General features: G+C 32.3%; 11 protein-coding genes and 2 pseudogenes. 6 read left to right on the top strand and 7 right to left on the bottom strand.

What is annotated here, in order from left to right:
• Positions 1 to 45: 45 nt before the first annotated feature.
• The gene (locus ABH966_RS20845; protein WP_370081770.1) at positions 46 to 645 is read left to right on the top strand and encodes a hypothetical protein; all 600 of its coding nucleotides are present in this window, start codon (positions 46 to 48) and stop codon (positions 643 to 645) included.
• A gap of 353 nt (positions 646 to 998) precedes the next feature.
• Here the strand turns inward: ABH966_RS20845 and ABH966_RS20840 are convergent, their stop codons facing one another.
• Complete coding sequence (locus tag ABH966_RS20840; RefSeq protein ID WP_370081768.1) at positions 999 to 1,226, bottom strand: helix-turn-helix domain-containing protein; 228 nt, start codon at positions 1,224 to 1,226, stop codon at positions 999 to 1,001.
• 201 nt (positions 1,227 to 1,427) lie between these two features.
• Here ABH966_RS20840 and ABH966_RS20835 point away from each other — a divergent pair, with 201 nt between their 5' ends.
• The 3 genes from ABH966_RS20835 (at position 1,428) to ABH966_RS20825 (ending at position 3,419) form a co-directional block, all read left to right on the top strand.
• Positions 1,428 to 2,213 carry a helix-turn-helix domain-containing protein gene (locus tag ABH966_RS20835; RefSeq protein ID WP_370081766.1) on the top strand — a complete coding sequence of 262 codons (786 nt, stop codon included), beginning with the start codon at positions 1,428 to 1,430 and terminating at the stop codon, positions 2,211 to 2,213.
• A gap of 128 nt (positions 2,214 to 2,341) precedes the next feature.
• Positions 2,342 to 2,713: a hypothetical protein gene (locus ABH966_RS20830; RefSeq protein ID WP_370081764.1), complete on the top strand. Its 372-nt coding sequence runs from the start codon at positions 2,342 to 2,344 to the stop codon at positions 2,711 to 2,713.
• A 76-nt stretch (positions 2,714 to 2,789) separates the two neighbouring features.
• Positions 2,790 to 3,419 carry a hypothetical protein gene (locus ABH966_RS20825; RefSeq protein ID WP_370081762.1) on the top strand — a complete coding sequence of 210 codons (630 nt, stop codon included), beginning with the start codon at positions 2,790 to 2,792 and terminating at the stop codon, positions 3,417 to 3,419.
• A 342-nt stretch (positions 3,420 to 3,761) separates the two neighbouring features.
• Here the strand turns inward: ABH966_RS20825 and ABH966_RS20820 are convergent, their stop codons facing one another.
• Entirely contained in the window at positions 3,762 to 4,355 is a 594-nt protein-coding gene (locus ABH966_RS20820) for a hypothetical protein (RefSeq protein ID WP_370081760.1), read from the bottom strand.
• 717 nt (positions 4,356 to 5,072) lie between these two features.
• Here ABH966_RS20820 and ABH966_RS20815 point away from each other — a divergent pair.
• On the top strand, positions 5,073 to 5,924 hold the full coding sequence (locus tag ABH966_RS20815) for a hypothetical protein (RefSeq protein ID WP_370081758.1): 852 nt from the start codon (positions 5,073 to 5,075) through the stop codon (positions 5,922 to 5,924).
• 1,116 nt (positions 5,925 to 7,040) lie between these two features.
• Here the strand turns inward: ABH966_RS20815 and ABH966_RS20810 are convergent.
• The 5 genes and pseudogenes from ABH966_RS20810 to ABH966_RS20790 all read right to left on the bottom strand — a co-directional run.
• On the bottom strand, positions 7,041 to 7,388 hold the full coding sequence (locus ABH966_RS20810; RefSeq protein WP_370081756.1) for a hypothetical protein: 348 nt from the start codon (positions 7,386 to 7,388) through the stop codon (positions 7,041 to 7,043).
• Between the two features lie 71 nt (positions 7,389 to 7,459).
• Positions 7,460 to 8,128, bottom strand: coding sequence for a hypothetical protein (locus ABH966_RS20805; RefSeq protein WP_370081754.1), 669 nt, complete (start codon positions 8,126 to 8,128; stop codon positions 7,460 to 7,462).
• 880 nt (positions 8,129 to 9,008) lie between these two features.
• Positions 9,009 to 9,257 (bottom strand): hypothetical protein, encoded by a 249-nt coding sequence (locus ABH966_RS20800; RefSeq protein WP_370081752.1) that lies wholly within the window; start codon positions 9,255 to 9,257, stop codon positions 9,009 to 9,011.
• Positions 9,258 to 9,606: 349 nt separating this feature from the next.
• Complete coding sequence (locus tag ABH966_RS20795) at positions 9,607 to 9,891, bottom strand: helix-turn-helix domain-containing protein (RefSeq protein WP_370081847.1); 285 nt, start codon at positions 9,889 to 9,891, stop codon at positions 9,607 to 9,609.
• Between the two features lie 63 nt (positions 9,892 to 9,954).
• A pseudogene (locus ABH966_RS20790) lies at positions 9,955 to 11,123 on the bottom strand (IS110 family RNA-guided transposase); the annotation flags it as partial.
• Positions 11,124 to 11,646: 523 nt separating this feature from the next.
• Here ABH966_RS20790 and ABH966_RS20785 point away from each other — a divergent pair.
• Positions 11,647 to 11,893 (top strand): annotated as a pseudogene (locus tag ABH966_RS20785) (IS5/IS1182 family transposase); the annotation flags it as partial.

Here is an 11,893-nt window from a genome sequence, read left to right as displayed (position 1 = left end):
ATGTATTATTTAGGTAATACATAATTTAGAAAGGAGGCAGTAATAATGAGTTTGAATACAAATACTAATAATTATTGTGCCGTTCCTAATACTATTACCTATTTATTTAATTATGATGGAGATATTGGAGTTAATAATGGGTTCAAACTTCATGTGAAAAAAGGGAAAAATGATGATTCTCCATATTTTTTTATTGTTGCACCTATAGGAGTACTCAGTCCACGTTCAAAAGCTCGTGAAATATTTTTTACTTTAGATAATATTGCAAATACGCATCATATAGATTTGGAAAAAGCTGAAATATTACTTGATTTGGTTGAAATAAATGGCATAGATAAAGAACATTTATTCAAGTGGATATTTACCCCCAAAAATGAGAATATGCATGATGAGATAAAAGAAATAGAAGATGTATCTTTAGAGTGGAAAGAAATAATTACAACTTATTATAAAGAAAAATATAGTATTCTTTGGGATTCATCTTTAAATAACAAGCAAAAAGTAGATATAGCTGCATATGCAATAGCTGAAAATTGTTATGATGAATTCTCAGCAGAAAATATAGCAAGAAATTTCAAAACAACTTTAAAAAACGCAGTGAAAAGAAAAAAGACATTATTTTCAGTTCTAAGTAAACTTTTGTAGAGTTTTTCTTCTAGAATATGTAAAGCTATCAAAAATTCTATATGAAAGAACGCCCTGATTTTGGCGTTCTTCTTTTTTCTTGAATAAAAATTACACTCCGTGGATGGTAATAATAATTAATATGCTTTTAATGTCCCAACGTAATGTCCCTGCGTTGAAATGCTGAAATCCATTGGGGGAGTAAGCGTGAATTGGTGAAATTTGAATCTTAATCATTTATTCTTTTAATCTTTTTAAACATGCTCTTAATAATTAATATATATAAAAAGCAACTGCAGAAATGTGGTTGCTTTTTATATTGGCCAAAAGAAAAACAGCTCTCGTAATGAGTAGCTGTTTTTGCTGTGTTAATTTTACTTTTTTGACTCTGGAGTGAACTCTAATAGATCAGATAGTTTACATTCAAAAACTTCGCATAGCGTTATTAATGTTTTTAAATTTGTCGATTTCATTTCCTCATCAGTTCCTTTATACAACCGATTAATAGCATTTCTACTAAGTCCCGACTTCTCCATTAATTCTGATATTCCATTAATACGATGTTCAGCCATTAAAATTCTTAAATTTGATTTTATAACCATTAGAAGACCTCTTTTTTAGTTTGATTATAGCACTTTTGAAGTTAAATTGTTTCCAAAAATATTAAAAAGTAACCTTGTGAGGTTAAAATATAACTTTACATTAACTTCTTGGAGTGATATATTAACCTTGTAAAGTTAATTTATTGAATATTAATCAGGAAATGAACTAATCGGTTGATACAGGAAAGTGAGGTGAAAACGATGGCATTTGAGTACTTAGCACAATACACAACGTTTGATTCGGTTGCAGACATGGACACAGCTGTTGAGGAACACATAGCGGCATATTACTATGATTTAACTGAATCAGAACGTGCCATCGTTTTCAAGCTTGCTTCTCATAGCTTAGAGAATCCAGGAGCTTGTCATTTGAAAGCTGCCACAATTGCTGCAGCATTGGAGATCAGCACAAAGACGGTTTATCGTGCTATTTCAAAATTAGAATCGCTAGGAATCATCAAAAAACAAACAACAATGAAGGTAAAGGGAGGTCGTGGTGCAAACATCTATATCATTTTGTCTAGCCATTCTGAAACATGCGAAGATCCTGACGGGCCTAACGACAAATGTGAGGTTGTTCCATTACAAGAAGCTTATAACCTAACTCATGCTGATAGGGAAGCATGTAAAGAATTTATGAATAATTATCAGCAAATGCTATTCGATTTTATGCATTCGTTACCTCTTCCAGATAACTTTAAAGACGAGCTGCATAAAGTGGTACTAGCATCCAATGTAAGTAACATTCAGGAATTTATATTGGCCAAGAACATCATTTTTAAAATGGCTAATGATATTAAAGAAGGTGTGCTGACGATTACAAAGACATTACGTGCGGTATTCGTAGGAGCCCACAACAAAGCAGTACAACGTAAAGATAAGCACCCAACAACAAACACCTCATATATGAAGAAAAAGCCTGTAAATGTACGTCCAGTACCTTTCTACAACTGGATAACTGATAGAGATGGACCAAAAGCATTTTAATATGAAGGAAGTGAGGACAATTGAAAGTAACAGTTAAAGAATGGTGCGTTATGTCTGACCATAATAAACAATTACTTTTAAAGGCAGTAGCAAACAAATAAAACATATATAGAAGGGGAATGATGAACATGCAACAACAAACACAACACTTATTAGAAAAAGTAGTACTCGAAAATAGTAACGATGCTACAGGATTATCTGTACAAATGATTGATTTACGAGTTGTACAACAGGCGGTAGCTAATTTAATGAATAGAATTGATGAAATCACTGAAAATCGTTGGCATGAGGATCGTGGCATGGCATACATGTCTATTCAAGAAATTCAAGATACAGTGCGTTTAATTGATATGGCTTTCTATCCATTGTTTAAAAGAATGGAAGATGAAGTAAAAACCATTAACATTCATGCGCAAGAATTATATGACACAGTAATTAAAAGTGAATCTGAGCTTTGTACAGAAAAAAGCGGGGAATCCATCAATGTACAATTAAACTGATATTTTGAGTTTTTAGATAAGGTAATAGTAAAATATATATAATAACATTTGAAAATATTAAAGTGGGTGGTCTATTATGTGGTATGATTCCCAAGCTGATTTTGCTAGTGTAATTAGATTTGAAAATGAAGGATTTAATACAAAGCCATACAATTCTTCCCAAAAGAAATACGGTTCAATTGCTTATTGTCACTGCTTTTCTTTTATATCTAAAGAAGTAACGGATATTGATACTAGTTCCTGTATTTTACCTGTTGGTATAAAACGAGTAGAGCCTCAAATTGACGATACTGTGTGGTCAGGGTGTTTTGTTTTTTTAGAACATTATGATCCTAAAGCACTTGAAAATAGTTTGTTCATTAAAGCTAATCATAAAAAAAATGTCGCTTTAATAGACCGCCAAGAGAAAGTATGGGTACGAAATATTAACTATAAGGGCAATAGAATTTTTAAATATGTAGATAATGAGCGTGGATATTATTTATTGGAGACATGTGATGAACAAGATTGGGTAATAATGAGTGTAGAAAATGCATTAAAAAGGACCCGAAAATCGAAAGAGCATTTTGGTTATTATAGAGAAGAGATTACAGAGATTTACTTAATGGAAGAACAGGTAAAGCGTTTAATAATGTCACCTGTAAGTTGTCCTTTGATGAGTATGAAGGAGTTAATAAGTTGCTTAATAAAGGTTAGAGGTGTGTAAATTAAAAAGTAACGGATAGAGTACTAACTTTAAACGTTACTTTTTGTGTTTTACTTGCCACCTGTTAATCACCAAATAAAAAAGATTGAAGCCATTAGCCTCAATCCGATTATACTTTATTTTCCATAATTCAACGAATATTTAATAACACTGCATATTATTTAACGGTTTTTTGCGTTATATTTATCTAATAGAAATTGCAACGAGGAAATTACGTTAAATAGTTTTATACAATCAATTTCTGAAACAGTTCTCTGTGTCATACCATGCATTAGCCAATTACGTTCCAAATAACTAGGTTCTACTTTCTTATCAAAGGGTTTATTACCATCAAAAAAACAACTAATAAATTTGTTTTTTTGATGATAGTATATAAAAATAATCGTATAATTTTTCTAGTAAATTTGCTTCTGCTTCTAGATATTCATTTTTTATATTTTCTTTTACAGATTCAAAGTAAATAGTTGTCCGCTGTCTCCAAACTTCTATTGGGCAAGTTCTTATACTACCTTCTATAATAGCTGTAAGAACCATTGCACAAGATAAGTATCTCTGTTCAAAGAATAAAATTCGTGCTTCGTTCATCCACAAGTACATATGGGCAGGTAATTGAAAAGTAGAGTATCCAATTATACTATTTAATAATTCATAATTATTTTTTTGAAAATAAATTGCTATATCTTCAACTGAATTATTTACAATTTTATCATACCATGTACCAAGTACTGTTTCTCCTTTTTCTATATCTACTTTCCAGTAAGGGCAAATCGCCCATCCATTATTACCCAGTTCTTCACATTTTCTTATTGCTTCTTTTAAATTGTCATTTTCAGCAAGATTAGAATTGAAACCTATAAGAGAAAGAAGTTTTTTATTATGCTCTTGATCACTTAAACTATTTATTAAATAGAATTCATAAATTGATAAATTAGTCATATAATTCATCCTTTACTATTTTATGTATGTTTTAACGATCTAATTGTAATAAAATAAAAAGACTGAAGCAACCAGCCTCAATCTTACTTATTTATTATAAAAACTTGCCCCCGACAACGCTATTTTTGATAAATGGCATTTAATATGGCATTTTATTAGTTATGAAATTAGCGGAAAACCCTTATAATCACTGATATATCAACACTTTTATAAGATTGGTGGTAGAAGACCCGCCGTCTCCATAATACGATTTCATTGGATTTCAATGAGCGTGTGATTTTAAGTATATCTTTGCCGCGTTGGCAAGGATATACTTAATTTTATTTTAGGTAAGATTATACTTAAAAAGTTACCTTGTAATCAAATTACGTATATTAATAACTTGTCATCTCCGATACGATTGATAGATGGATGTATTGCTTAAGTTTTGTCGATTACCTCAATATGCAGATGAGCAGATGTCTGTAAAGGTTTGTGGGGATGTCATGCTCGAAGCAGACGAGCTTTTATTAAAAGGAGCTTTGTAAAAAAGATTGATCAAAAATCCTGTGTGGGTATGCAGGGTTTTTTCTTGTTCCACAAACGGGCCAGATTATGGAGTGACTTTATTAATTGTTTCGTTAAGATTGTGAAGAAGTGTACTTATGCCAACGTTGCAGTTTAGTTAAAAGGAAAATGTTATAATATTATTAAAATTTAGGAAATGGAGTTTGGAAAATGAAGAGTATTAAAAGATTGATTCAAGTCATCTTAGCAAGTACATCAATCCTAATTCTTAGTGGATGTTTCTCTAAAGATGATCTGAATCAACCAATACAAGAATATTTAAAAACAAACTATGGAATACAAGATGAGTTTTCTATTATTAAGACAACTAATAATTGGTTTGAAGGTATTGACCATCAAACTTATATAGAAATGAAAAAGCCGTATCGTGCTTATCCGTCCCTAATGATTAAAAGAGATACTTTGAAAATTTTAAAAGAGGAAAGTAGTGATATCTATTTCGAACAATTCAAGGGTGCATATATTGAGCAACATCCAGAAGTAGTTCAAGTAATGAGACAGATCATAAAAAATTATGGGTTAGTAAAATATCCTAATAAAACTGTCCCAGAAGAAAATGGTCCTATTCGTATATTTCCTTACGATAACATGGAGTTTAATATAAATGATTCTCAAGAGCTACTTGATAATTTTAAAAAGACTCAAAAGATTGATACTATTGATCTTTTACCTACATTAATACCAAGTGACCCCCGACGTGAAAATTATAATAGCAGGTATGTAGGTGTGGTGAATTTTCTATTTGAATTTGATATAAATAAAAATAAACATCCTATTCCAAAGGCAAAGGATCTAATTGAGGACTTTCAAAAGAGTGGAGTATTAACAAAAGGTGTATACAACATAGATATATTAGTAGATGATTCAAATGCGGGATCGGAATATAATAATGTAGCTTTGTTTGAAGTTGATGAAAATGGTAAATATACCGTAATTGCTGCTCCTAAATATGATGATTTGCGTGACGCTTACTTTTATGGTGATTACGCAGCTACAAAATAAAATAGAATTTTAGGTTGAATTACTTAACTGGAGTTGACCCAAAATACACGTGGTACTATTCCTATTAGTAATAAACTTCCTCATATTACTTATATCGAGAAAAGCTCGAGACAGGAAAGGCGCATGATATTGAATTATCATAAAGTCCAATCATACATTTAATTATATGGATTAAATAATTATTTTCCCAAAAAAACTATTGGGGATTTAAGGGGATAGAATGAATCTTCTTCAACTAATGATAAGTTAGTTAAAGAAGACATGTGCTTATTATCTTCCACAATACACTTGGAGGGTTATTTGGAATGCCCAAAAACAGTATAACATAAAGAAAAGTGCCATTTTACAAATAGATATTGACAACCTATTAGCTGGTTTAGTTGAACAAGAATTAAACAACTTTATTATTGATTTTTATCTACAAACACATTTAAATGCTTAGAAATTAAACAACTTTAAAGAGCCTTACTACAATATGATTTGTAGCGAAGCTCTTATATTTTTAGATCAGAATTAAATAACTTTATTATCACTTTACAATTCCGGGCCGATAAATAATGACGTTAAAAAAGTGGCTTTTAATAAAAAACTATTGAACGGCATTATCGAATATGAATCACCCTTTAACTCCCTATGAACCTAGATATAATGCTGTTTTCATCACTTCTATTAATCTCTAAGTACACCTAGTTCCCGAAAATAATATATTTATGAACCACTTATGAATCAATTAGTTGTACAAAAAAGATACTGCGAATTAATGCCACATTTTTAACGTCAAATACAAATTTTTAATCGTTCGTTCCTATGTAATTAAGGTCTCTTGTAATTCAAAAAACCCCCACTTTAAACACGAATAGATATGCCTAAAAAGGCATTTCATGTCTAAAGTGGGGTTTTCCCATCTTCATTTCAGTATGAAGTTATAAGGCACCAATTGGCTACTCACCAACGAGGCATTAATAATTACTTAAATTATCATAACGGAAGATGTAATTTATGCAACCATTTTTGGTAATCGTAATTAACTGTATTTAATAAATAAAAAATATTATATATTTTGTTCCTTTTGTTCTATTTATTTTATCGAGAAACCATTTACATCTTAAAATAAAATTATTTTATGTCAACAATTATTCTCGCAACTCTATATTCACCTTCTATTTCTATCGCCATATTGCTATTAATATCATTCGTAATTTCCACTTCCTTTATTTTATATATATTTACTCCAGTATTTAGTCTGTAACCCTCTTCGTGTTTTGTAGGTAAAACTGTTGTTTGTTTTTTTATTTCTCCAATTTTTTCTTCTATTTCATCTTTTGGGATAGGTTCATTAGTAACAATATAATTATGACCATTCCAATTAAATACAGGATCAGTAATATTGTCTTGATTTCGATCATTGCACCCTGCTAACAGAAGAGAGATAACGAAAAATAACAAAATTAGATTTTTTCTCATATTTATTCCTCCGCCAAAAAAAGATGAAGGTAGTAACCCACATCTTTTCTTTAGAATTTTTTTATTTTTAATTATTGATATAATACTTTCTCATAAGTCTTTTGAGCCGATGGATAGTTTTTATAAGTTGTTGATAAAAGTTTTCCAGCAGCGTTGTATTTTTCTTCTTTATAATTTGTAACCATATATACACCAAAAACAGCCGGACGACTCCATTTACTATAATCTGCTTCAATAAAATAACCAGCGGAAGCAGATTGGGCTGCACTTACTGATACAAAACCATATCCTACACTTACTCCAAAAGAAACAGATTTTGTTACACTAAAATAGTATCCAGATGCTCTTTTATAACTACTGAAATCAGGATGCCAGCCAAAGTTATAATCTTGCTTTTCTATCCATTGGTAATTTTTAGTTTGTACCGTGTAATCACATGATGCACATAAAGGAGAAATTTCATTGTCTACTGATAAAGAAGAAATTTCATTGTCTACTAATACTGTTTTTTCTTTAGTAATTGGGTTTTCATAAGTAATAATTTTGTCTGGTAAATCTTCGTAAACAGTAACTCTTTTTCCATCGATTATTTCTGTCCCTTTAACTTTTTGTTCAAACGGTAAAACCCCATTTTCAGCCTCTTCAATATTCTTTTCAGCACCATGAACAATCGAATTATTTATAAAAAATAATGCTAGTACGAATAATGAACATAAAAAAGATTGTATAACTTTCTTCATATTATTACCCCCTATTAATTTTAAATGTCATTGCATAAATGCAAATTCTTTCTACTTAAATTGTTACTAGCTAGTTATCATGATTACCATATTTATACATACTTACACCCGAGTTAAAATAATGATAACATACCAATATATTACATTTCAACCGAAATATATGTTGTTGGTAGTAGAAACCTTAAAGGTGAAAATTGCTTTTTAAATTTTGTAGGAACAGAAACTTTCTGTTCTTTTTTGTTTTTTAACACAAAACTATTTGGTATTAAGTACGGATCATTCATAAATATAACGCTCCCTTATAATAAATTTCAAAAAAGCTCTGAAATTAGTCATTCAGAGCTTCAGGAGATTTTTTGTATTTATTTATTAACATCTGTGCTACTTCCTCAATTACCAACTCACCATCAATATGTCTCTGGAATAACACCTGATCTTCAGGAGCTACTGGTTTAGGTCCTAAGCTTTCTGTAGGTTGAGGGCGCCTAGGAGGCTCGACCTGCAGGAAGCTTAGACGGCTTGCGTTGTTTTACGATTCGGAAGGCAGAGGGAAAAAATAAGGAGCATAGCGACGCTATTTTCGGCTTCAGCCGAAAATTTCCTTGTCTTATGGTTTTAAGTTTTTCGGACGTACAGATTGTTGATATATGGCCATCTACACGCTTTACCGTAGATGGCCATATTTCTACAGTCTGTAGTGCTGCCGCCCTAAGTAGGTTTTTAATCTTTTAATTAATTTCAAAATGCTCTAAACAAATCGAACAAGGAAAGATACGACTATTTATTTTTCAATGCGTCTGAGCGCACCCTAAAAAGAGGTTAACCCCCTTCCTGGAACAAAAAAAGAGAAGCATTTTGCTCCCCTTTTTAAGAAATCCTATTAATTATTTTTAGTTTTATATTTTTTATACCCCTTTACCGCTGCAAAACCAGTTACACCCAGAGCTAGTGGGATAACTGCTACAGCTACAATTCCTAAAGCCATTCCTCCTCCAACGGCAGCACCAGTAGTAGCTAAACCACTTGTCATAGCTGCTGCATTTGTTCCTATAACTGATACTCCAACACCAGCAACTCCTATTCCGGCTCCTGCTGCACCTGCAATAGCTTCCTCTTTTTCAACTTTCATATACTCCACCCTTTTGTTATAAAAATTTTAACTTGGTAAATACATATGTAGATATAAATTTTATTTACGATAGGCTCGTCTTTCTGCATATTCAACACACAGATGACATACCTTAATTTTTTTATTTCTTTCATTCCTGTAATTTCTTAAATCGACTGCTTTTCGTTTACAAAAATAACAAGCATTTTTAGGAGGTTTCGGGGTACTAGTTATAAAATTTTCTTTAATTTTTGTTAATATCGACTTCATGAAGTTATTCTCCTTTCATCATCTATTTTTCGACAAAAGGAAAAAATACCCTTATGAAATAGTTTTATTGGCCAAAGTTCCTGAATCATCTTAAATTCATTCATTCGTCTTTCATTAATTCTCTTTTTATTGCATAAATAGTGTTTCTAGCAAGGTCAGTTTCACGGTGAATATTCATGACTGATTTGTTTTGTTTTAATAAGCGAATAACCTCATTATAAATAAGACGGTCTTTTCCTTTTGCTTCAGCATGATATTTTCTTGGCTTCCCTTTGAAAGCCCCGCGTTCTTTCGCAATAGCAATACCTTCACGCTGCGCTGTTTTTATTCGGTTTCGTTCTTCCTCTACCATCCACGAAAGAAGTGTTAAAACTAAGTCAGACACCAACTGTCCGACACCTTCCAATTCTTTATATTTACGTGTGTCGAGGATCGGCATATTTAAAACGACAATATCAATAATGGCTACTTTATATGGCTTTCCTTCCTCACGTTTTAAATCGTAGAAGGCTCGTAATCGCTTATTTCGTGCGATAGTTTCAGGTGTTGTTTTCTTTTTCCGACTATCTCGAATAGAACAACGAACAGCTGTATAAAGCATATGGCGAAGCCTAGCCGAGCCGCGTTTAGTAATGTGATTTTTCGTGCCTTAAAGCGACCTGATTCAAACACACTGGGATCTAGTCCTGCAAAGGCTACTAACTTTTTCGGATGATTAAACCGATCAATTTCTCCGATTTTTGAAATAATCGTTGCAGCGATTTTTTCACCAATACCGGGAATTGATTGGAGTAATTCATATTCTTCAAGTTGTGCCGCTAACTCATCAATTTTACGCTCCAACGTAGAAAGTTGTTGGTGGTACACTTGAAGTAAATCAATATACATATTCAAACTGACTAGAAGACTTTGATAAAGAGTTGATTGAAATGGATTGCGTTCTGCAGCTCCGATTAATTTTTCCGATCTTTCAAGCGCCCAATTAAACGAACGTGCTTTGCAATGTGTATCAATGAATTGCGCGATCTCTTCCACACCTGCTTCTTTAACTAATTCAGAAGTAGGGTAAGCTTGTAAAGTTTTTATGGAAATCTCAGCGTATAAATCGCCAAAAACTCCTTTGTACTCAGGGAATATTTGATCTAATACGGCTTGAAATTGAAGCTTTGTTTGAATCATAATTCCCGTCATATTTTCATGTTGCCTTGTTAGATGCCGAAGGTTTAATAACTGTACACCATGCTTTTTCTGAGGCGCTAAATCCTCTTTGTAATACAGTTCGCCTAAGTGATAAGCATCAATGGCATCTGTTTTGGTTTTTCGCAAGCTAGAACTTTTTGCTCGGTAAGATACCAGTGGATTTACGATAATGACAATGTATTCTCTTGCTTCTAAAAACTGGACAACTGGGGCATGATAGTGACCCGTTGATTCCAAAACAACAGGTGGCTTCATTCCTGTTTGACGCTCTAAATCTAATAAATAAGAGTGTAACTCTTCCAATCCATCCACCGTATGATCAACCTTCACGCTGCTTTTATAGGGCATTTTTTTATCCAAGAACATTTGAACCTGACTTACACCTTTTGCGACATCCAGACCAGCTACTGGATTCATAGTTTATAACCTCCTAAGGTAGTGTATTGACCGGTAACCTCTATCTAGCTTGTTATTCATATCTTCGCTTGTTATACGAGATCATAATGTCCCAACCAGCCTAATCATGTGTTAACAAGTAGAGGGCGAACAGTTTAGTTGTCGGGATCTAATCCCACGGGTGCTTCCGTTTGACCCCGGCTACTATCAATCTATAAATTGAATAAAAAATAGTCAACCAGATTACTCTGGCTTACCTTTTTTTAATAGAATCTATTATATCAGTAGCCAGGGTAGTAACAAATTAACTGCTATTATATATATAAATACTTTCTTTTATTCTTCCTATTTCATACCTATCAAAAAATTCATACAATCTATTGGACTGAAAAACAATTATTTTTTATCGTTTTATAACTGAGTTAATTTCATAATTCTAATCCCTTTAGCATCGGGGGTTCTGAAACAATAAAAAACGGGCACCTCCCCAAATTCGGTATAATGGTAGCGACGAAACTAACATACTGAATGAGGTGAATGCCCTATGACTATTGTAAAACAAATGAGCCTATTTGACATCCAAGAATTATTGAAAATGGAAAGTTCCCGTCGTTTCGATGCGATTTTTGCCACTTTCGACGTACAACCGATTTTTCAGTTGTTTTTAAAAAGGACATTGCGTGGTGCCCCACGTGAACTAAACTATGGTGCGATGATTCAATCACTGATTATTCGCATTGTCGAGCGTATTCCAACGATCAAGGATTTAATCAAACGTTTGGTCAATGATC

Source organism: Lysinibacillus sp. RC46 (genome assembly GCF_041262385.1).
Classification (GTDB): domain Bacteria; phylum Bacillota; class Bacilli; order Bacillales_A; family Planococcaceae; genus Lysinibacillus.
Note: the sequence above shows the minus strand (reverse complement) of the source record. Positions and strands in the feature narration are given on the sequence as shown.

Bases quoted from the DNA above. Each gene is read 5' to 3' on its own strand.
- ABH966_RS20845 (WP_370081770.1), top strand. From the start codon at position 46: ATGAGTTTGAATACAAATACTAATAATTATTGTGCCGTTCCTAATACT.
- ABH966_RS20840 (WP_370081768.1), bottom strand. From the start codon at position 1,226: ATGGTTATAAAATCAAATTTAAGAATTTTAATGGCTGAACATCGTATT.
- ABH966_RS20835 (WP_370081766.1), top strand. From the start codon at position 1,428: ATGGCATTTGAGTACTTAGCACAATACACAACGTTTGATTCGGTTGCA.
- ABH966_RS20830 (WP_370081764.1), top strand. From the start codon at position 2,342: ATGCAACAACAAACACAACACTTATTAGAAAAAGTAGTACTCGAAAAT.
- ABH966_RS20825 (WP_370081762.1), top strand. From the start codon at position 2,790: ATGTGGTATGATTCCCAAGCTGATTTTGCTAGTGTAATTAGATTTGAA.
- ABH966_RS20820 (WP_370081760.1), bottom strand. From the start codon at position 4,355: ATGACTAATTTATCAATTTATGAATTCTATTTAATAAATAGTTTAAGT.
- ABH966_RS20815 (WP_370081758.1), top strand. From the start codon at position 5,073: ATGAAGAGTATTAAAAGATTGATTCAAGTCATCTTAGCAAGTACATCA.
- ABH966_RS20810 (WP_370081756.1), bottom strand. From the start codon at position 7,388: ATGAGAAAAAATCTAATTTTGTTATTTTTCGTTATCTCTCTTCTGTTA.
- ABH966_RS20805 (WP_370081754.1), bottom strand. From the start codon at position 8,128: ATGAAGAAAGTTATACAATCTTTTTTATGTTCATTATTCGTACTAGCA.
- ABH966_RS20800 (WP_370081752.1), bottom strand. From the start codon at position 9,257: ATGAAAGTTGAAAAAGAGGAAGCTATTGCAGGTGCAGCAGGAGCCGGA.